24 protein-coding genes are annotated in these 20107 nt (G+C 67.1%); 12 read left to right on the top strand and 12 right to left on the bottom strand.

Going from position 1 to position 20107, the window contains the following annotated elements; genetic code table 11:
- Positions 1-21 precede the first annotated feature (21 nt).
- Positions 22-1011 carry an iron-containing redox enzyme family protein gene (locus ABJK40_RS04380; protein WP_348479426.1) on the bottom strand — a complete coding sequence of 330 codons (990 nt, stop codon included), beginning with the start codon at positions 1009-1011 and terminating at the stop codon, positions 22-24.
- 313 nt (positions 1012-1324) lie between these two features.
- Here ABJK40_RS04380 and ABJK40_RS04375 point away from each other — a divergent pair, with 313 nt between their 5' ends.
- Together ABJK40_RS04375 and ABJK40_RS04370 are read left to right on the top strand one after the other, a co-directional pair.
- Positions 1325-2326 (top strand): ATP-binding cassette domain-containing protein, encoded by a 1002-nt coding sequence (locus ABJK40_RS04375; protein ID WP_348479425.1) that lies wholly within the window; start codon positions 1325-1327, stop codon positions 2324-2326.
- Positions 2323-3183, top strand: a complete 861-nt coding sequence (locus tag ABJK40_RS04370; protein ID WP_348479424.1) for an ABC transporter permease — start codon at positions 2323-2325, stop codon at positions 3181-3183. The genes ABJK40_RS04375 and ABJK40_RS04370 overlap by 4 nt, the downstream gene beginning before the upstream one ends.
- A 64-nt stretch (positions 3184-3247) precedes the next feature.
- Here ABJK40_RS04370 and ABJK40_RS04365 read toward each other — a convergent pair whose 3' ends face one another.
- Complete coding sequence (locus ABJK40_RS04365) at positions 3248-3712, bottom strand: hypothetical protein (protein ID WP_348479423.1); 465 nt, start codon at positions 3710-3712, stop codon at positions 3248-3250.
- A gap of 208 nt (positions 3713-3920) precedes the next feature.
- On the opposite strand from ABJK40_RS04365, the gene ABJK40_RS04360 reads away from it, so the two are divergent.
- Both ABJK40_RS04360 and ABJK40_RS04355 read left to right on the top strand, forming a co-directional pair.
- Positions 3921-5102, top strand: a complete 1182-nt coding sequence (locus tag ABJK40_RS04360; RefSeq protein ID WP_348479422.1) for a zinc-dependent alcohol dehydrogenase — start codon at positions 3921-3923, stop codon at positions 5100-5102.
- Between the two features lie 160 nt (positions 5103-5262).
- Complete coding sequence (locus ABJK40_RS04355; RefSeq protein ID WP_348479421.1) at positions 5263-5424, top strand: CsbD family protein; 162 nt, start codon at positions 5263-5265, stop codon at positions 5422-5424.
- A 153-nt stretch (positions 5425-5577) separates the two neighbouring features.
- On the opposite strand, the gene ABJK40_RS04350 is transcribed toward ABJK40_RS04355, so the two are convergent.
- The gene (locus ABJK40_RS04350; RefSeq protein WP_348479420.1) at positions 5578-5811 is read right to left on the bottom strand and encodes a hypothetical protein; all 234 of its coding nucleotides are present in this window, start codon (positions 5809-5811) and stop codon (positions 5578-5580) included.
- A gap of 145 nt (positions 5812-5956) precedes the next feature.
- Positions 5957-6436, bottom strand: coding sequence for a DUF6328 family protein (locus ABJK40_RS04345; protein WP_348479419.1), 480 nt, complete (start codon positions 6434-6436; stop codon positions 5957-5959).
- A 130-nt stretch (positions 6437-6566) separates the two neighbouring features.
- On the opposite strand from ABJK40_RS04345, the gene ABJK40_RS04340 reads away from it, so the two are divergent.
- On the top strand, positions 6567-7118 hold the full coding sequence (locus ABJK40_RS04340) for a DUF1440 domain-containing protein (RefSeq protein WP_348479418.1): 552 nt from the start codon (positions 6567-6569) through the stop codon (positions 7116-7118).
- Positions 7119-7189: 71 nt separating this feature from the next.
- Here ABJK40_RS04340 and ABJK40_RS04335 read toward each other — a convergent pair whose 3' ends face one another.
- Both ABJK40_RS04335 and ABJK40_RS04330 read right to left on the bottom strand, forming a co-directional pair.
- A complete protein-coding gene (locus tag ABJK40_RS04335; protein WP_348479417.1) occupies positions 7190-7669 on the bottom strand; it encodes a hypothetical protein in 480 nt (159 codons plus the stop codon).
- Between the two features lie 130 nt (positions 7670-7799).
- Positions 7800-8912 (bottom strand): AI-2E family transporter, encoded by a 1113-nt coding sequence (locus ABJK40_RS04330; RefSeq protein ID WP_348479416.1) that lies wholly within the window; start codon positions 8910-8912, stop codon positions 7800-7802.
- A gap of 21 nt (positions 8913-8933) precedes the next feature.
- Between ABJK40_RS04330 and ABJK40_RS04325 the strand changes: the two genes are divergently transcribed.
- Complete coding sequence (locus ABJK40_RS04325) at positions 8934-10091, top strand: AI-2E family transporter (protein ID WP_348479415.1); 1158 nt, start codon at positions 8934-8936, stop codon at positions 10089-10091.
- A gap of 43 nt (positions 10092-10134) precedes the next feature.
- Here ABJK40_RS04325 and ABJK40_RS04320 read toward each other — a convergent pair whose 3' ends face one another.
- Positions 10135-10395, bottom strand: coding sequence for a MoaD/ThiS family protein (locus tag ABJK40_RS04320; RefSeq protein ID WP_348479414.1), 261 nt, complete (start codon positions 10393-10395; stop codon positions 10135-10137).
- A complete protein-coding gene (locus tag ABJK40_RS04315) occupies positions 10392-11534 on the bottom strand; it encodes a glycosyl hydrolase (protein WP_348479413.1) in 1143 nt (380 codons plus the stop codon). The genes ABJK40_RS04320 and ABJK40_RS04315 overlap by 4 nt, the downstream gene beginning before the upstream one ends.
- A gap of 445 nt (positions 11535-11979) precedes the next feature.
- Here ABJK40_RS04315 and ABJK40_RS04310 point away from each other — a divergent pair, with 445 nt between their 5' ends.
- Positions 11980-12957 carry a sigma-70 family RNA polymerase sigma factor gene (locus tag ABJK40_RS04310; RefSeq protein WP_348479412.1) on the top strand — a complete coding sequence of 326 codons (978 nt, stop codon included), beginning with the start codon at positions 11980-11982 and terminating at the stop codon, positions 12955-12957.
- A 96-nt stretch (positions 12958-13053) separates the two neighbouring features.
- Positions 13054-13980 carry an alpha/beta fold hydrolase gene (locus ABJK40_RS04305; RefSeq protein WP_348479411.1) on the top strand — a complete coding sequence of 309 codons (927 nt, stop codon included), beginning with the start codon at positions 13054-13056 and terminating at the stop codon, positions 13978-13980.
- A 53-nt stretch (positions 13981-14033) separates the two neighbouring features.
- On the opposite strand, the gene ABJK40_RS04300 is transcribed toward ABJK40_RS04305, so the two are convergent.
- Entirely contained in the window at positions 14034-14231 is a 198-nt protein-coding gene (locus tag ABJK40_RS04300; RefSeq protein WP_348479410.1) for a hypothetical protein, read from the bottom strand.
- Positions 14232-14298: 67 nt separating this feature from the next.
- On the opposite strand from ABJK40_RS04300, the gene ABJK40_RS04295 reads away from it, so the two are divergent.
- From ABJK40_RS04295 to ABJK40_RS04285, 3 genes are all read left to right on the top strand, one after another.
- Complete coding sequence (locus ABJK40_RS04295) at positions 14299-14835, top strand: sigma-70 family RNA polymerase sigma factor (protein ID WP_348479409.1); 537 nt, start codon at positions 14299-14301, stop codon at positions 14833-14835.
- Positions 14832-16304: a hypothetical protein gene (locus ABJK40_RS04290; protein ID WP_348479408.1), complete on the top strand. Its 1473-nt coding sequence runs from the start codon at positions 14832-14834 to the stop codon at positions 16302-16304. The genes ABJK40_RS04295 and ABJK40_RS04290 overlap by 4 nt, the downstream gene beginning before the upstream one ends.
- 132 nt (positions 16305-16436) lie before the next feature.
- A complete protein-coding gene (locus ABJK40_RS04285; RefSeq protein ID WP_348479407.1) occupies positions 16437-16898 on the top strand; it encodes an SRPBCC family protein in 462 nt (153 codons plus the stop codon).
- 232 nt (positions 16899-17130) lie between these two features.
- Here ABJK40_RS04285 and ABJK40_RS04280 read toward each other — a convergent pair whose 3' ends face one another.
- Positions 17131-17577, bottom strand: a complete 447-nt coding sequence (locus ABJK40_RS04280; RefSeq protein ID WP_348479406.1) for a TIGR03618 family F420-dependent PPOX class oxidoreductase — start codon at positions 17575-17577, stop codon at positions 17131-17133.
- Positions 17578-17752: 175 nt separating this feature from the next.
- Here ABJK40_RS04280 and ABJK40_RS04275 point away from each other — a divergent pair, with 175 nt between their 5' ends.
- The gene (locus ABJK40_RS04275; RefSeq protein ID WP_348510167.1) at positions 17753-18535 is read left to right on the top strand and encodes a nucleotidyltransferase domain-containing protein; all 783 of its coding nucleotides are present in this window, start codon (positions 17753-17755) and stop codon (positions 18533-18535) included.
- Between the two features lie 146 nt (positions 18536-18681).
- Here the strand turns inward: ABJK40_RS04275 and ABJK40_RS04270 are convergent, their stop codons facing one another.
- Positions 18682-19305, bottom strand: coding sequence for a DUF6518 family protein (locus ABJK40_RS04270; protein WP_348510166.1), 624 nt, complete (start codon positions 19303-19305; stop codon positions 18682-18684).
- 79 nt (positions 19306-19384) lie between these two features.
- Positions 19385-20020, bottom strand: a complete 636-nt coding sequence (locus ABJK40_RS04265) for a TetR/AcrR family transcriptional regulator (RefSeq protein WP_348479403.1) — start codon at positions 20018-20020, stop codon at positions 19385-19387.
- Positions 20021-20107: the final 87 nt, after the last annotated feature.

Genomic DNA, 20107 nt, shown 5'->3' with positions numbered 1-20107 from the left:
GTTGCCGGACGAGCGTGACCGTCACGATGCGAGCCGCTCCGGCGCTCCGTCACCGAGTGCGCTGCGGTGTCGGAGCCATCGCGGGACGGCGTGCGCGGCGATCGTGTGGTCGATGAGCGACTGGGCGCGCATGCCGAGCAACATGTTGTCGACCTGGTCCGGTTCGATCAGCGGGTAGTCGGTGAGGAAGGCCGATTCGACCATCTGCTCGTGCTCGGTGTCGGCCATCACGTGGATGTGGAAGAAGGGTCGCACCGATGCATCCAGTTCGAGTCGGTCGCAGCAGTCGACCATCGCCTGGTTCGGGACCACGGAGTCCATCTCGAACAACGACAACTGACCGAGCACGATCCCGCGGAGTCGGCGCTGCATCGCGCCGAGTGTCACCAGGTTCGACGTCGCGAGCGCTGCCCCGTCACAGGCATCGATGTGTGCGTTGGGGGTCGCGTCGAGTCCCAGCCCCTCGAGAGCGTCGGCGAACAGTTCCGCGTGCGAGCGGCGGTGCCCGACGCCGTACTCGCCCGACTGGATCTCGGTGAACACCCGCTTCGTGGCACCGCTGAAGCGTGGCATCGCGAACGTGTGCGGATCGGCCTCCTTGGACTGGTACGGAGTGCGCAGGATCATCGATTCCCGCACCTGCTCGATGGTTCCGACGTCACGAAGATGTCGCGAGACGGACGGACCACCGAGACCCAGGAGCCGGTGCACTTCCTCACGGGGGTCCGAGTGGACGCCGGGGAGCGCATGTCGGAGGCTGCGTTCGAACAGGTCGTTCAGTTCGCTACGCAGCGCCGCCACGTCGCGGTCGCACTCGAGACCGTCGGACACGTCGTCCCACCCGCTGTAGTGGAGTTCGTTCAGGACGTACAGGCCCAGATGGAGGTCGTGATCGAGCGGGTCGCCTTCGTGGGACGGAGTGACTCCGGTCGAAGGAGCGGCGTCCCGGCGGAGGGAGTCGATGATGTGGTCGGAGACGGGTCCGACCGGAGTGGGGAGACGGGAAGTCATGGGTCGGAAGTACCCGGGCCGGGGTGCGGCGACTCCCCGGAGGCCGGATGGCACATGCGAGCACCCGGGCGAATGGACACGAGCCCGAACGGGTACGTGAACCCTTCGAGACGCGTCGAACGGCGAGAAATTCCGGTCGGGACCGATCAATTTCCCGTGATGACGTCGTCTGTACCTTTCAGCAGTGGTGCATTCGGCGTCACGCGTTCGAAAGGCCCACCATGACCCGCGCCGTCACCGCTCACGTAGTCGCTGCGCGACTGACCCGCGCCGCCACCTCACCGTCCGCCTCGCTCACCTCACGAAAGATGTCATGACCCGCGCAGCAATCATCACCGAGGACCTCGTGAAGACGTTCGGCGGCTCGGTCCGAGCGCTCGACGGAGTGTCGCTCCGGGTGCCGCAGGGGTCCGTTCTGGGTCTGCTGGGGCCGAACGGTGCGGGCAAGACCACGGTCGTCAACGTCATGACCACGCTGTTGCAACCCGACTCGGGTCGTGCCGAGGTGGCCGGGATCGACGTCCTGAAGGATCCGGCAGCGGTCCGACGGTCGATCGGATTGGCGGGGCAGTTCGCGGCGGTCGACGACATCCTCACCGGTGCCGAGAACCTCACACTCGTGGGTCGACTCAACCACCTCTCCACCGGCCAGGCCCGGAAACGCACGCACGAACTCCTGGAACGCTTCGAACTCGTCGAAGCGGGCGGTCGGCCGGCCAAGACGTATTCGGGTGGGATGCGGCGCCGGCTCGACCTGGCAGCAGCACTCGTCGCGCGACCGGCGGTGCTGTTCCTCGACGAACCGACCACCGGTCTCGATCCTCGGAGCCGGATCGACTTGTGGAAGGTCATCGAGGACCTCGTCGCCGAGGGCACCACCCTGTTGTTGACGACGCAGTACCTCGAAGAAGCCGATCGTCTGGCAGATCGGATCGCAGTGGTCGACAGTGGTCGAGTGATCGCCGAAGGGACGTCGAGCGAATTGAAGGGCCGCCTCGGCGGATCGACGATCGAGATCCGCCTGGCCGACGACACCGAGGCCCGCCACGCAGGCGATCGACTGTCCGGCATCGGTGACGGAAACGTCACCGTCGACGGCACCGTCGTCCACGTGCCGGCCACGCACGGGACCACCACGCTGACCGAGGTGGTGAGGCGTCTCGACGACGAGAACATCACGGCGCGGGGTCTGCAGTTGCGTGAGCCGAGTCTCGACGACGTGTTCCTCGCCCTCACCGGAACTTCGATCGCTGACGACGCCCAACCCGATCCGGCCCAGGATCGGACCGACGACGACACGACGGGACAGCCATGACCACGACAGCACCCACTCCGGCAACGGCGGTTCGTTCGAGCGACACCGGCGACGGTCTCGCGTGGGCCGTGCGCGATGCGCTCGCCATGGCAGGACGCAACCTGCGTCGCGTGGCACGCCAGCCGGAACAGATCGTGTTCACGCTGGTGTCGCCGATCATGTTCGTGCTGCTGTTCCGCTACGTGTTCGGCGGAGCGATCAGCGGGCTCCAGGGATTGAACTACGTCAACTACCTGATCCCCGGGATCGCCGTGCAGACCGTGCTGTTCAGTGCCGGAGTCACGGGCTTCGCACTCGCCGACGACCTCCAGAAGGGATTCATCTACCGGTTGAGATCGCTGCCCATGGCTCGCAGCGCCGTGTTCGCAGGGCGCGTGATCGCCGACACCATCTCCAACGCAGCCGGCCTGGCCATCCTGATCCTCACCGGTTTCGCCGTCGGGTTCCGCCCCGCCAGCGTCATCGGACTCCTCCTCGCGTCGCTCCTGCTGCTCTCCTTCGCTCTCGCAGTGAGTCTCGGATACGCGCTGATCGGCATGACGGTGAGCAGCGCCGAGGCCGTCAACGCCGCCACGTTCCCGATCGTGTTCCCTGCCACGTTCGCGTCATCTGCGTTCGTCCCCGTCATGACCATGCCGTCCTGGCTCCAGGGTTTCGCGACACATCAACCCGTCAGCGTGGTCATCAACGCGGCACGGTCGCTGATCCTCGGCGACACCGCGACGGCCGAACAACGCGAGCTGCTCCTCGGGGCAACAGGCACGTCATCGCTGGTGATCCAGGCGCTCGCCTGGACGATCGGGATCGGGATCGTGTTCGGCGTGCTGTGCACCCGCAAGTACCGGAACCTCACGTGAACGAACCGCCTGTCGCGACAGCACCGTCGCCGTCGGCATCGCCGGCCCGCGGATCGACCTGACGTCAGTTCCAGATCGAGGCGGCGGTGTCACCGATCAGGTCGGCGCCGGTCCCGCGTGCGCCTTCGCCGTGGGCGACGGACCCGTCGACGAACGTGATGGCGAACGGGTAACCGGTTGCCTTCTTCTCGATGTCGAATGCCGTGATGTCGCCGTGGGGCCACTCGACGACGACCTCCTTGGGCTTGCCGGTCATCGCGCTCATCCGACAGATCACGACTCGCTTGGACGTGATCGCGAGGAGGTGGCGGCCCGTCGGCCAACTCGCTGCGCGGCCCACGGCGGTCGACCGGTCGTTCGTCTTCTTGTCGATCGCAGATTGGACCGCAGCCCCCGCCACTCCTCCGATCGCCAACCCGACGGCTGCTTTGGGGTCGGTCATGCACCCGGCCAGGATCTGCTCATCGGGTGAGATTCCGATCTTCTCGCGTGACTTCTCGAACTTCTTGACGACGTTGTTCAATGGCATGACGTGGGACTACCCCGTCGGCTCGACATGCATTCGGGTTCGGCGAGCGGCGCTCGGTGGCGAATGCGCACCACCGAGCCGGGGTACCGACATCACGAGGTTCATCGTCGGCGAACGCCATTCCTGTTGTCGGACCGAGCGTGAACCGAACCGACCGAGAGCGGCCTGCACCTTCGTTGGGCCGACTCGACCCGAGAAGGAGAAGTCCATGAGAGCAGTGACCTGGCACGGGCGGCGCGACGTACGCGTCGACACCGTCGACGACCCGAGAATCGAACAGGACACCGACGCGGTCATCAAGGTGACCTCGAGTGGCCTGTGCGGCTCCGACCTGCACCTGATCGAGGTGCTGATGCCGTACATGAACGTGGGGGACGTGCTCGGTCACGAGCCGATGGGCATCGTCGAGGCAGTCGGTCCAGGCGTCACGAACCTCGGAGTCGGAGACCGAGTGGTCGTGCCGTTCCAGATCGCGTGCGGCTCGTGTTTCATGTGTCACGAGGACCTCCACACGCAGTGCGAGACCACTCAGGTCACCGAGCAGGGAATGGGAGCAGCGCTCTTCGGGTACTCCGAGTTGTACGGAAGCGTCCCGGGAGCGCAGGCCGAGTACCTGCGCGTGCCCCATGCGGACTTCGGTCCGATCGTGGTGCCGGACGGACCGTCGGACGACCGGTTCCTCTTCCTCTCCGACGTTCTGCCCACCGCCTGGCAGTCTGTCGTCTACGCCGATGTGAAGCCGGGACAGACGCTTGCCGTTCTCGGCCTCGGTCCCGTCGGGGAGATGGCGACGCGCATCGCACAGCATCGTGGAATCGACCGGGTGATCGGCGTCGACCTCGTGGACGATCGCCTGCAACGCAGTGCGGCTCACGGTGTCGAGACGATCGACGTCCGCGAACACGACGACATCGGTGTCGCACTGAAGGAGGCGACCGGGGGTCGTGGTGTGGACGCGGTGATCGATGCCGTCGGCATGGAGGCGCACGGTTCGCCGGTCGCGAAGGCTGCCCATCGGGCGATCGCCTTCCTGCCCGACGCCGTCGGACAGAAGTTGATGGACGTGGCGGGGGTCGATCGTCTCGCGGCCTTCTACGCCGCGATCGAAGGTGTTCGCCGCGGGGGAACGATCTCTCTCATCGGTGTGTACGGCGGCGCCGCCGACCCGATCCCGATGATGACGTTGTTCGACAAACAGATCACGCTTCGCATGGGGCAGGCCAACGTGCGTCGATGGGTCGACGACATCATTCCTCTGCTCGACGACGACGATCCCCTCGGCGTCGACGACTTCGCCACCCACCACCTGTCGCTCGAGGAAGCACCCGACGCGTACTCGACCTTCCAGAAGAAGCAGGACGGCATGTTCAAGGTCGTTTTCAATCCGTGACGGTCGTTGCGTCGAACGAACTCGTCGGACGCAGGGATCCCGACGCTCGGCCGAGTCGACCGGCATCGCTCCGGGTGGATCGTGCATGGAACCGTGACGATCGGGTACTGCGATCATCAGACGCTCGGAAACCAGTCCGGGCCCGTTGAAAGGAATTCAGATGTCAGGTGACACCGACAAGGCAAAGGGCAGGATCAAGGAAGCCGCCGGCGACCTCACCGGCGACGACGACATGAAGCGTGAGGGCAAGGCCGACCAGGCCGGTGGCAAGATCAAGAACGCCATCGACGACGTCAAGGACGCCGTCACCGGTAAGAACTGACGCCGGGTTTCGGCCTCGGACGGGCGGTGGGTCGCCGACCGGTGACCCACCGCTTTTCCGCGTCTGGCGACGAAGGAAGTGGAGACCAGCGACATCGATCCGTGTGCCGTCGATGGATCTCGCCTCGGCCGACGCTTCACTCCGTGCGTCGCTTCACTTTGGGGGATCGGTGAATTCGACGAGCGAATCCACGGCGGCCACGAACTCTTCGCGCTGTCGGTCGTCCAACCCGGTGAGACTCGACATGTCCACGGCGAGGTGCTGATCCTGCGCGACGAGTCGAACCATGCGTGCCAGCTCCTCGACGACGTCAGGACCCTCCACATCGCCCGTGATGACGGTGATCTCCCGACCGTCGCGCTGTTCCCGGCGCACGCTCAGACCCATCGGGCCCTCCTGCTGTGTGTGGAGTCCGATGCTGGGAACGGGGCGGGCCGGGGCGTCGGACGGACGGCGAACGGGGTGATCGTGTCGAGCGGAAACGTCATGTCGGTCCTGTACCCCGTCGATCGGTGCGCCATCCGCGGGAACCTCATCTCGAACGGAACGAGATCAACGGCACGAACAGCCACGACCACAACGCGAGAGCGGTGGTCAGTGCGGTGGCGATGGCGGCAACGCCGAAGTTGAAGACGACGTTGGACACCAGGTACACCGTCGCCGAGATGGCGACCAACGCCATGACCGAACCTGCGATGCCCATCCACGTCGCCCAGATGAGATGGCGTTTCGAATGGCGTTGCATTCCCGTCACGGGCGCTCGGAGACGCTGGTGGACGCTCGGTGCGACCAGGAGGACCGACGCCGCACCCGACGAGTAGAACGCGATCGCGAACGCCACGCGTTCGGCCTCGGTGAGAGCATCGAACTCGCCTTGCAGCGGGGCGGTGAGCAGGAATGCGAACAGCACCTGCACGGCCGGGATCGAGGTGCGCAGGCCCTCGAGGAGGGAGCGGAACTGTTCGTCGACGGTGGTGTCGGCGTCTGTCGGGGAGTCGGCTCCGGCGGTCATCGCCATGTCATACCCCTCGGACCGGGTTCGTCGCAAGACCGCGGTGGGCGAGGCGCGCGACCGAGACGCACGGACGTCCGACTGCCCGACCACGGCATGATCCGACCGCGGTTCGGGTACCGGCGACTGCATGCGAGTCTCCCGGGCCACACCGTCGAACAGGGGCCTCGTCGCGGCCGGCGCAGTGGCCGGAGCGGCCGCCGCGTGGGTCAAGGCGTCGTCGGAACCCCGGCTGCAGCGCATCGGCGAGCGCCTGTTCCCCCCGAGTCAGGCGCAGAAGTCCATGCTCGGTGCTGACATCACCGGCCGGCCCGAACGGATGCCCCCGGCGGTGTTGATCAGACGGTTGGGCCGGATCGTGACGGGCTCGGCGATCGATGACGAACGCTCGACGAGGGCGATGCCCTACATCCACTACGCATTCGGGGTCGGGGCGGGCATCGCATACTTCTCGGTGGCGCAACGCCGTCCGATCGTGACCGCAGCGCTCGGTGTACCTGCAGGCGCAGCCCTGTGGCTCGTCACGCACGGATCGACGGTGCCCGCCGCCGGACTTCAGGGGACTCCCAGGTCGATGCCGCGATCGTGGTACGTGTGGGAGTTCGGATCGCATCTGGTCTTCGGCGTCGCGCTCGAACTCGGTCGGCGAATCGCCGTCGACCTGGCGACGCAGACGTCCTGACGACCCCGACGGGGATCCCCGATCGGTTCGGATCGAACGTCGACGACCTCGGTGAGGCGTCATGCCGGCGGCTACTCGTGGCCGGCGATCCACTGCCTCCAGGATTCGGCGATCCTGGCCACCACCTCGGTGGTCGTGGTGTCGTCGATCCGGACGTGCAGGTCGGCGTGTCGGCGAAGTCGAGTGATGTCGGGCGACGCGTCGAGGCTGGCGGACGACGCGTCGTCGACGAAGACGATCCAGTGGTCGTCGGTGCGGATGTCCAGTGCATGTCGGGCGATCGACCAGGGTGTGGCGACGACCGACGATCCAGAGGTCGCGGTGATGCAGTCGAACCACTTCCGCTCTCCTGAGACGTCCCCCTCGCGACTCTCGGTGGCCGACGGTTCGAAGTAGGACCGTCCGACGGCACGCGCCGTGTGGAGACCGAGACCGGCGACGTCGACGTCGGGCGCACCGACGAGCAGGAGTTTGGTCGGCCGCCGCCTCACCGCGGTGCGACCCGTGAGGTTGGTGCTGCTCGCCCGGCGGCGGCACCGGTGAACAGCCACGAGGATGTGGACGTCGTCATGTCGAGTGGGTACCCGGCGTCCGGCGACGCCATTCATCGCGCAGGCGCACGTCGTCGCAGACCGTGTCGTCCAGGGCGACCGCGTGCGGCGAGCGTCGCTCGGCGCAGCATCACGACGTGTCGTTCGAGAACTCCGAGTCGTCGACAGGCGACACGATCGCAGCGTCGGTGTCGACGAACTGGTCCAGTGTCGCGAGCACGAACACGGCGATGACGACTCCGTAGAGGGCGCCACCGATTCCATAGACGGTGAAGCCGAGGATGGCCACGACGACCGGGACGAAGGGGCCGACGTAGAGGGAGCGGGCGTCGATCACTCTGCGCCACCAGAGCGCCTCGCCCAGTTGCATCCCGACGGCGACCGCCGCGGCAGCGGCGACCTGGGAGACGGGGGCGGTCCCGAGCGCCAACAACAGGATCGGCATCCATCCGAGGGTGATGCCCAGATAGGGCACGAGGGATGCGATGGCTCCGAACAGAGCGAACAGGGCGCCACCCGGCACGCCGAGGATCCGGGCACCGAGCCAGATGACGAGGCCGGCGACCACCGCCTGGCCGATCGACGCCCACACGTAGATCTGTGTTCGACGTGCCGCTTCGTCGAGCTTGGAACGAAGGTCGTCGCGCCGCTCGCGCTCGAACTGGTCGAGTGCACCACCGATCATCCTGGGCCCGAACAGCAGCAGGAAGATGGTCAGGATCATCGACACGAAGTACGGCGGCGCCGAGAGTGCCACGGAGCGCAACGTGTCGGACGCCGTGCCCGAGCGTTCGGCGACCCGATCCGACAACTCGGTGATCTGGACTTCCAGCTCGACTTCCTGGGCGAACTCGCCGACTGCGTCGTCGCGGTCCTCGATGGTCGCGGCGATCTGAGGTGCTCGTTCCTGGATCAACTCGATCTGGTCGAGCACGCCGGCCGAATAGAGCCAGGTGAGCCCTCCCGCCGACACGATGACCAGCACGAACGTCGCGGCGATCGCGAGTGGCCGCGGAAGGAGTCGATCGACGAGCCGGACGACCGGGGTCAGCAGCAACGCGACCAGTGATGCTGCGACCGCCCAACCCAGGACCTGGTGCGCGGCGACGAACATGTTGCGCAGGACCACCACGGCGAGAACGCCCGACACGACGAGCGCAGCGGTGCGCCAGGTCGGACCGAACGGGCCGTCGATCGCATCAGAGTCGCGAGCCGATTGGTCGCTCGTCCCACCAGCGGGCATGGCGGTTTAGGGTACTCGTTCGTGGCAGAGCGACGTGTCGACAGCGACTCCCGAGGCGGCGAGCCCGAGCACCCGCTGCGGTCGTCGTCCTCGCCGATCCGTCGCGACGTGCTCACCACCATGGTGGTCGTCGCGGCCGTGCTCGCGGCGTTCGCGATCCTCGAGTTGTTCCGCAACGCGCCGGACACGCTCACGGCAGTCGGAGTGGGCACGCTGTTCGCGCTGGCGTTGGACCCGGTGTTGCGAGCGACCCAACGGCGCTTCCACTGCAGCCGTGCGGTCGGAACCGTGATCGTGGGTTCCGTGCTCTTCGCCTCCCTCGGCGCCGTGGTGCTGGTGCTCGGTCCGCAGGCAGCGGACCAGGCGAGCGGCTTCGCCGACGAACTACCGACGACGATCGAGGAGTTCTACGACTGGCCGGTGGTCGGACCCCGTTTGGAGGCGGCCGACGCCGTCGGGGCCGTCGAGGACTTCGTCGACGAACTTCCCGCCCGTGTGGATGCGGACTCGATCGCCGACGTCGCAAATCGCTTCCTCAGCGGTCTCGCGTCCGCAGTGTTGGTGTTCGTGACCGCGATCGCGATCATGCTCGACGGCGGTGCGATCGTGTCGCGGGTCCGACGAACGCTTCCCGAAGACCGTCGCGAACGCGCCGACGAGATCGGCCGGATCGTCTACCGCTCGATCGCCCGCTACTTCGCGGGTTCGGTCAGCGTCGCGATCCTCAACGGGCTCGTCATCCTCACCGCCGGTCTCGCCCTCGGCATCCCCCTCGCTCCGCTCGCAGGGATCTGGGCGGCGATCACCAACCTCGTTCCACAGATCGGCGGGTTCCTGGGCGGATCGCTGTTCGTGCTGCTCGCCGTGACGCAAGGGCCTGTTCACGGAGCGATCGCACTCGTGGTGTTCCTCGCGTACCAGCAGTTCGAGAACAACGTGATCCAGCCGACGGTCATCGGCAAGGCGGTCGACCTCACCCCACCGACGACGATGCTGGCCGCGCTGATCGGTGGGGCCGCCGCTGGCGTCCCCGGGGCGCTCGTCGCCACACCGTTCGTCGGAGCGGTCAAGTCGGTGTGGCTCGCATCACGCGGCGAAGGCCCGGATCCGGACGACAGTGAGTCGACAACGATCGCCGACAAGGTCCGTCACCTCGTCGGCACGCTCCGACGGCGCTGATCGACCGCGCGATCCACGTCCGCGAGTGGAGGGGGAGGGGGAGTCAGCCGCCCGACAGCGCCTGCATCAGCACGACTTCGTCGGTGGGCGCGAGCGGATCGCCGAGATCGTGTTCCATCGCCCGGTTGACGAAGAGTCGCATGTGTTGCCGGAGTCGGCCCTGTTCGTCGATCACACGGAAGCGGAGCCCGGGGTACCGGCGATCGAGATCGTCGATCAACTCGGCCAGCGTCGCCCCGTCGGCATCGACCTCGCTGGCACCGCCGGTGTAGGACCGCAACGGTGTCGGGATCCGTACCTTCATCTCGATCCGATGCCGGGCATGACCTCGACCGAGAAGATCTCGGGGAGGTGACGGACCAGGCAACGCCACGAATCGCCCTCGTCGACACTTGCCCAGACCTCCCCGCCCGTCGTTCCGAAGTACACGCCGACCGGGTCGGCGCGGTCGGTGGTCATCGCCTGACGTTTGACGGTCAGCCAGCCCCGTGTCGGGAGGCCGGTGTCCTGTCGCTGCCAGGAGGCGCCGGCGTCGTGGGTGACGTACGCGGCCGGCCGGCCGTCGGGACTCGTCCGCGGCCACACGTCGGTGCCGTCCATCGGGAACACCCACGCCGTGTCGGGATCGCGCGGGTGCAACTCGATCGGGAAGCCGATGTCGCCGGTCTCGGAGGGCATGTTGTCGCCGATCCTGCTCCATCGCTCATCGGGCCTGTCGAGGCGGTAGATGCCACAGTGGTTCTGCTGGTACAGGCGGTCCGGCATCGCGGGATGCATCCGGACGCAGTGGGGATCGTGGCCGAACTCCGCGTCGGGGTCGGGGAGGAATTCACCGACGATCCCCTGATTGAGCGGCCGCCAGTCGGCCCCGCCGTCGATGCTCTCGAAGACGCCGCCACTCGACAGCCCGATGTACAGGTGATCGCGATCACGCGGGTCGACGTTGACGGAGTGCAACATCGCACCGTCGGGAGTGCCCTGATAGGGGTACTCCGCCCAGGTCTCCCACGAGGGGTGGTCGTTCCATCCATCGACCGACGACCAGGTGTCGCCGTGGTCGACGGTCCGGAACAGGCCCTGCGGTGTGGCGCCCGCATACCAGACCCCGGGCTCGTCGACGTGGCCGGGCGTGAGCCAGAACAATGCGTCGACGGCCCGCTCGAGACGGTCGCCGGACCGGAATGCCGGAGGCTTCGACGCCTCCGTCCACGTGGCGCCGAGATCGGATGACCGCAGCACGGTCGGTCCGAGGTGGCCGGTTCGTGTCGCTGCGAGGATGACACCGTCACGGCGTGGGTCGGCGACGACGTGTTGCATCACGTGACCGAGGAACTGGGGTTCCGATGTCGTCCAGCGGTCGTCGCGTTCGTCGCAGGTGAGGACGAACAGCCCCTTGCGTGTTCCGACGAGCAGTGTGGCTGGGTCGGGAATGGTGATCGACATCTCGGTCCTCTCGGGCCGCCGACGCCGGGTCGACGGTTGGATGCGTGCGGTGTTGAGTCGGCTACCAGGACAGACGGACGACCGGCCGCGATCTCATCGGTCGGTCGAATGGAACGTCGATGCGATGATTTCACGGGCCGCCGTGCGTCCACCTCGATGTCACTCACATTTCGACGAGGAGCGCCCCATGTCCCTGCACCTGTACCTCTCCGTGATGAAGACCACCCGCGCCGTCGGTTCTGCAGCCGGATGACCGCGGCCGACCTGCATGCCGTCGACGACCTGTGCCGGCTCGCGGTCGCAGCGAGACGACTCGGTTGTCACGTCCATCTCGTCGACGCCGACGCCGATCTTCGAGCATTGATCGACCTCGCCGGTGTCGACGACGTACTCGGGTGGTGCCCGTCGGCGTCCCCGGTTCCACGACCATCTCGGGAGATCTACGATGACTGATGTGACTCTCTCGGCGACCGCTCCGGTGATCGAACAGTTCGAATCGCATCGTCGCGAGCTGACCGGCTACTGCTACCGGATGCTCGGATCGGGCTCGGAAGCCGAGGACGCCGTGCAGGAGACCATGCTGCGCGCATGGAATTCGGCGGACCGTTTCGAAGGTCGTTCGAGCGTGAGGACGTGGCTGTATCGCATCGCCACCAACGTCTGCATCGACATGGGCCGCAGCTCGCAACGCAGGGCGCGTCCGATCGACCTCGGCCCGTCCCGGAAGCCCGATCCGGTGCATCTCGTCGACGTCCTTCCCGAAGCGAGCTGGGTCACACCGATCTCCGATGCCTCGGTGTACGACGTCGGTGGTGACCCCGCCGACGTCGCGGTCGCTCGCGACTCCATCCGCCTCGCGTTCATCAGTGCCCTCCAACACCTGCCGGCGAGCCAGCGCGCTGCGCTCGTGCTGTGCGACGTGCTCCGGTGGTCTGCAGCCGACACCGCCGAGCTGCTCGACACGACCACGGCCTCGGTGAACAGCGCACTCCAGCGCGCACGTGCCACGCTCGCCGAGCCGCGGCCCGCGCCACCGAGCGAGCCCATGACGGCGGAGAAGGAACAACTCCTGGCGCGCTATGTCGACGCGTTCGAGCGCTACGACATGGACGCCCTCGCCGCGCTGTTGCACCACGACGTGATCCAGACCATGCCGCCGTACGCGATGTGGCTCAGCGGCAGGGACGACGTCCTCACCTGGTACGCCGGCGCCGGCATCGGCTGCGCCGGGTCACGGCTGCTGGCAGGCTGGGCGAACGGCTGCCCCGCGTTCGCGCAGTACCGCATCGACCCGGCAGGCGGTCACACGCCATGGGCGCTCCAGGTCATCGAAGTGCGCGGGGATCGGATCGAAGCGATCCATGCGTTCCTCGACACGGGCGAGGCATTCGGCCGGTTCGGATTTCCCGATCACCTCGACTGACCCCGTGCCTGCGGGAACAGCGTGGGCGACACGACGACCCGAGAGTCTGCTGGCAACATCTTCGTAGGATCCCGAGAAGCCCGAGGAGTCGCTCCCATGTGTTCCCCCACACCGCCGGCCGTCCAGCCGAATCCCGCCGACGACGATGCAGGCGCGCCGAACCAGCGTGTCGAACACCGGCTCGACGTCGGACCCGTCCAGGTCGCCGCCGAGACCTTCGGGACCCCCGACCACGACGCCGTCGTGCTGATCATGGGCGCCACGGCCTCGATGCTCTGGTGGCCCACCGACCTGTGCGAAGCACTTGCCCGGGCCGGTTTCCACGTCGTCCGGTACGACCACCGCGACACCGGCGGATCGACCACCGGCCGGGCCGGCGACGTCGACTACACCGCCGAGGATCTGACCGCGGACCTGATCGGCGTGCTCGACGCCCTCGACATCGCAACGGCTCACCTGGTCGGGATGTCGCTCGGTGGATACATCAGCCAGATCGCCGCTCTCCGGTACGCCGACCGTGTGCGCTCGCTCACGCTCATCGGTTCCGAACCACTCGGCGTCACCGAGGACCTTCCTGGTATCGACGACAGGTTCATGGCTCATTTCGCGGGAATGGGTGAGCTCGATTGGTCCGACGACGCCGCAGTCGAGGAGTTCCTCGTCGAGATCGGACGGCTCAGCGCCGGAACGCCCGAACGTTTCGACGAGGCAGGCACTCGTCGACGAGTTCGCGCCGAGATCGCCCGGGCGGTCGACATGGCCAGCGCGTTCAACCACGCCATGATCGCGACGACCGACGACTGGTCGGGAGCAGTCGATCGGATCTCGAATCCGACGCTGGTGATCCACGGGGCGAACGACCCGATCCTCCCGCTCCCCAATGGCCGAGCCATCGCAGAACGCATCGACGGGGCGCGGTTCCACGTCCTCGACGACGCAGGTCACGAACTCAACCCGCTCGACCTCTCCACGATCTGCGACACGATCACCGCGTTCCTCGGCGACGTGAACCGGACTCCCTGACACACCGACCCCACCGTCCGCACGCCACGTCCGGTCGATGGTCGCTCGGAAGTTCAGCCCGTCGCGGCATAGATCGAGCTGCCGACGACGACCAGAACGATCAGGAGGGCGCTCGCGAGGAGGACCGACCCCGCGACGGGGTTCGCCTCGTCACGCTGACGAGCGCGTCGCCAACCGACCCCCGAGAATCCGATCACCACGACGGCGCTGGCGATGGCGGGTGGCGGAAGGATCAGTCCGATCACCGCCATCGCACCAGCGATGACCCGGCCCGCGTGGGGTGCATGAATTCGGCGGGTTCGTGCGTGTCGTAGTGTGATGCGCAGCGATGGGGCCGAAGTGATCGAGCGGGGTGGCGCGGGTCGAGAGCTACACGATTTCGCCTCGTTCTACGACGACCAGTTCGTGTCGATGGTGCGCTTGGCGACCTTGACGATCGGTCAGCCCGAGGTGGCGCGTGACATCGTCCAGGATGCCTTCGTGGGGCTCCACGACAGATGGAATCGCGTCGACTTCCCGAAGGCGTACGTGCGTCGCAGTGTCATCAACGGGTGCCGGAGCCGGATGCGGTGGGAGCGGATCCGTCACCCGCTCGCGACCACGACGCCTGGTCTCGATCCGGGCGAACGCGCAGTCGACCAGGTCGTCGACGAGATGACCGACGTCCTCGCGGTGTTGAGCGTGCGCCAGCGCGCTGCGGTCGTCTTGAAGTTCTACGAGCAGCGGACCGAGGTCGAGATCGCCGACGCCATCGGCTGTCGACCCGGCTCCGTTGGTCCGCTGGTGTCGAGAGCGTTGGTGAAGCTTCGAAATGAGTTGGGCGATTGGCGCGATCTCGAAGGAGGAACCTCATGACGAACGAATCGGAGTTGAGCCGACGCCTCGCCGCCACGGCGGAAGCGATCGACGCCGAGCCGGATCTCGACGACGTGATCGGACGTTCGTCGCGCAAGCGCAACCGCTCACGGCGGCTCGCTGTGGTGAGTGCGGCAGCCATCGGGGTCGTGGGTGTCGGCGCGCTCGTGGCGGTCGCGAATCGTGAGCCCCGAGCCACGACCGATCGGCCACCGGCCGTCGCAACGGCTCCACCCTCGAACGGAGCAGACCCGGCGAGCGACACCGCCGTCGACGCTCCTCCGACCTCACCCAGCCCACCTGCGTCCCCGAGTTCGGCAGCCGCATCGACGCTGCCTCCCGACCTGGCGGACCCGTACCTCGACCAGACCACCGTGGTCTTCGAGGAGGTGATGAACGACGACCTGCCCTTCGTCGTGCGACTCAGCCAGGTGTCCTACGGCGACCTGTTCGACATCGAATGGACGGCTCCGACCGGGTCAGCGGAGGAGTGCCTCGGCGGGCCGGCGATCATCGTCGGAGACCCGACGGGCGAGCGCCAAGGCCTCAACGACTCATCGGCATGGGATGCCTTCCCTCTGCCAGAGCTGTCCGACGAACACCCGACCCATGTCGCTCGGGCAGCTGGACCGTTCAGTTTCCGCATCGACCGAGACGCCAGTACGAGCGTGTTCCTCGTCCGTACCCAACTGCCCGTCAGCGCGGTCGAGATGCAGGGCGAGGGGTTCACGACCACGTCTGCTGAGTTCGTCGACGGTGTCGCAGCGATCGCAGTCACCGCCGAGATGGTTCGCGACGACCAGGGGTCCTTCTCGGTTCCCTTCGACCAGGCGACACTCACGCTGCGTCCCGAGTCGGGCGCCGACATCGACCCGACGCTCCTCACACTCGCCCTGGCCGACGACGGCCAGTCCGATCTCGGGTCGTCGCCCTGCGTCCCGACGGTCCCACCCGGACCCGAGCTGCCCGACCCGGGCGAGCCTCCCGCCGATCCGGCCGGCGCCGAGGCGACCATCCGCGAACGGTTCGCTCTCGCAGTCGACCTGAGCATCCCGTTCGGTGACAAACCCGATGACCTCCTCGACTCCGCCGTTGGTGTCGAGCAAGCCATCGCCGAGGCTCTCGACGGCCCCAACGCCGGCTACCTACGCGATGCCCGCCACGAGATCGTCGACCTCGTGTTCACCTCACCCACCGAAGCATGGTTCGTCTACGACCTCGAAGCCCTCGGCGTCATGTTCCGACCATTCGGACGCGCCACCCTCGTCGAGGAGTCCTGGCAGATCAGTCGGAACACCATCTGCCAGGACCTCGCCCAGGCCGGCGCGATCTGCGAGCCGGCCGCAGCCGCAGAGACACCCCCGACCGACTCGACCGTCGCCCCACCGACCACGCTCAGCGAATCGGAACTCCTCGCCTACACCGAGCCACTGTTCTGCAACCCGATCCGCCCGTGCGAAGACCCCTGATCCCGTCCTCGTCCCGCCCACGACCATTCGTGTGAACACCGGTCCGGCGGCGCTGCACCGGTCGGCGATCGGCAGGTCGGATCGAGCGACCCGTTCGGACCGGGGTTCGACCCGCGGGCTAACATTCGGTCCGTGCCCCGTACCGACCGCGCATCGCGGTTGATCGACGCCCCGATCGGCGTGGTGTTCGACGCTCTGGTCGATCGAGATGCGCTCGAGGCATGGCTTCCGCCCGGTGACATGACCGGCCGGTTCGAACGTTTCGATCCGTCGCCCGGAGGCTCCTACCGTCTCGTGCTGACGTACGCAGATCCATCGGAGTCGCCCGGCAAGAGTTCGTCCGACTCCGACGTCATCGAGGCTCGCTTCCTCGACGTGGTTGCCGATGAACGCGTCGTTCAGGCCGTGGACTTCGAGTCGGAGGCGCCCGAGTTCGCCGGGACCATGACCATGACGTGGTCCGTTCGCGAGGAGTCGGGCGGAACGAGAGTCGAGTTCGTTGCCGACGACGTACCCGACGGGATCTCCGCCGAGGACCACGCTGCGGGTCTTTCGTCGTCTCTCGAGAACCTGGCCGACTTCGTCGAGTCGTAGCCGACCTGGACGTGGATCCCACCATCCCCCACTCGCAGGTGTGGTCCGGTCACCTCGATTGCGTCGGAGGCTCAGCGCATCACCACCGCCGTCGCAGAAGGTGACCTGGACGCCCACCAACTCATCACCCGGTTCGACCCGCGCGCCACGAACTCGATCGCACGATCCAGGCGACGCCCGCCGACGCCACGTGTGGCCGACAGCGCGTGCCGAATTCGGTGGCCGGTGGCGGTCAGGATCGCGCGACGTCGTCCGGCCGTGAGCCGTACGCGCTGACGCGCACGGGCAGCAGGTCGACGATGAGGCGCTCGCCACGGTCGGTCGCGGGATCCGTCCAGTGGTCCGGGCCGAGGTACTTTCGATCGAGTTCGGCGCGATGCTCGAGTGCGCCGTCGGATCGGAATCCGGTCACGTCGCAGCGGAGTTCGAGGTAGCGATGCTGATCGTCGGGATCGATGATGAGCAGTGTGGCTCGCGAATCGGTCGCCATGTTGCGGGTCTTCTGGCGGCCCGCCTCGGTGTTCAGCGAAAGTCGGCCAGCATGGTGATGCAGCCAGACGATGCTGGCTTGTGGGCGTCCGTCGGGCATCAACGTGACGAGCACGGCCGGGAGCGCGCGGGTCACGAGGTCGGCGTGCGACTCGGGGATTGCGACTGCCGGCGGACCGCTCGAACTCATCCGTCGAGTCTCACAGAACTCACCCTGATCGACGACGAAGAGACACGACGCGCGATCGGGGAGGCTGTGCGAACGACCGTCGCCCGCTACCGCATCCCCTGACCGAAGCGCTGCTCCGAGCGACGTGCAACCATCTGGTCCATGGAGGTCGAGCATGTCGCTGTCGGATCGAGAGATGCCCGTGCGTGATCCGTTGGAGGGACTGACCGCGACGGGGCAGATCCGCACCGGTGCCGGTATCGAGCGGATTCCCGTTCGCTACGTCGATCTGTTGGACGCAGCGGTCCAACGAGTCGGACGGGACGAGTCCGACGCATCCGTCTACGTGTACGGCTCCGTCGCCACGGGTGCTGCACGGTCTCCGCAGTCCGATGTCGATCTGCTCACCGTCGGCGTCTCGATGGATCGCGCCGCGTCGATCGGCAGGTCGTTGTCGACCGAGTTCTCCGCTCTCTGTCGCGGCGTGGAGATCGCGGCCGCGATGACGGATGATTTTCGAGGCGACGACGACGAGGCGTACGGCGCTCGCGTCTTCCTCCACCACTACTGCGTCCGGCTCGCCGGGCCCGAGATCGACCGCGCCACCTCGCCCTTCCCAGGCGATCGGCGCGCTGCGCGGGGGTTCAACGGTGACATCGCTCGACACCTCGCACGATGGCGGCAACGGCTCGGCGACAGCGACGCGGGCGTCCTCGGACGCGTCGTGGCACGCAAGACGCTGCTCGCAGTCGCCGGTCTCGCGAGCGTGCACGATGCGGTCTGGACCACGGACCGTTCAGACGCAGTCGAGCGATGGAGCCAGGCGTCTCCGGACCTCGCCGACGGCCTCGACGAACTCCTCGACTGGTCGGCGCAACGCTCCAGTGCCACGAGCGTCCGGCTCGCCCATCATCTCGCGACGACCGTCGAGCAGATCGCGGACCAGTTCGCAGCCGACGTCGGCCTCTGGCCGACGTGATCCCGACACCACTCCAGCCCGACACCACTCCCGGACGTCGACGCCCAGGAGACCGCAGTGCGCGCGGTCCTGATCGGCACGTCCGGTCTGTCCAGACCGGTCCGATCGTTCGGCGCCGGGTGGCGCATCGTGAGGTGTGCGGTGCCTCAGAGGAGTGCGTTGACGGCTGCTCCGATCGCGGCCGCTGCGACTGCAGTCGTGGCGGCCACGCGCAGGGTCGTGCTCCGGTCGATCCGACGCGTCGTGGCGACCAGCGCGACGATGCAGAGCGCGCAGAGCAGGACGGCGAACTGACCGAGGTCGTCGGGGCGCCCGTCGGCTGGCTCGTTGGTCAGTCGGAGCAGATTGTGGACGGCCTCCGCACCGAGGACCGCAGGCAGCGCAGAGCGCCCCGACACCGCACGCCATCCCGAGGTCTCCGCGGTCCAGGATCCTGACGTGCCGAACACCAGACCGGCGACGACTCCGGCCGCCAACCACGCGGCGGCGACCGACGACGTGAGGTTCGCAGGGTCGGCGTCACGAACGAGCACGTCGGCGAGGTAGTACGCCTCGACGCCCACCACCAACACGATCACCGCACCGACAGCCGCCGCACGCGGCCGGCGAACCCACTGTCCATACGAAAATGCTGCAGCGGCCCACACCGCCGGAGAGTTGAAGAGGTGGGCCCACGGGTAGGGGGCGTTGACCTGACCGAAGAGATCGAGCGGTCCGAGGACGACGCCGGCGATGATCGCGACGAGCCACCACCGACCATGCAACCCCACGGTCTGAACGGATCGGTGTGCGAGGAGATGCGTCATGAAGGTGTTCCCGATCGTGTGGTGGGTGAGAGGGTCGGACCCATCAGACGTTCGGCCGCGATCGTTCGGATCCGCTGGAGCCACCGATCAAACGGATGCCCTGGTCGAGGACGGATGCGACGCGTTCGAGGTCGATGTCGCGTCCGTTCTGCTGGAAGATCTCGACGCCGAGGATGGTGGCTGCTGCCAGTTCTGCGATGAGTGAGACCGGGATCAGCTGCGTGATCGGTGACGACCCGAGAACCAGCTCGAGCTCCGACGTGGCGAAGTCCACTGCCCGATCGATCGCCGCGCGGACCTCGATGGCGAGCGCCGGTGAGGTGCGTGCGCCGACGAACAGTTCCATCACTGCATGGCCGTCGTCACTGGCGGCCTCGGCGCGGAGCACGGTGCCGAGACGGTTGCGCCATTCGACGTGGGCGCTGGGACCACCGAGGCCTTCGCGGATTCGAGCGATGCCTCGATCGGCCAGGACGTTCGCGGTTGCGGCGAGCAGACCGTCCATCGATCCGAAGTAGTAGAAGATCGATCCGTTGACCGTTCCGGCTTCTTCGGCGACCGCACGGGCGCTGGTGTGGGCGAAACCCTCGCGGGCGAGCACACGGGCCGTTGCGTCGACCAGTCGTTCACGGAGGTCGTCGTTCGAGGCCGCTTGCTTTCGAGGACCGGATTTCGCCACGCCACGAATCTATCGTCCGTTTCACCCAGTTGCTTTGAGCAACTGCCTTGACGGTCGCTCGGACCAGTGAAACGCTTCGAGGTCACC

The organism is Ilumatobacter sp. (genome assembly GCF_039969435.1).
In the GTDB taxonomy this organism is placed as follows: Bacteria; Actinomycetota; Acidimicrobiia; order Acidimicrobiales; family Ilumatobacteraceae; genus Ilumatobacter_A.
Note: the sequence above shows the minus strand (reverse complement) of the source record. Positions and strands in the feature narration are given on the sequence as shown.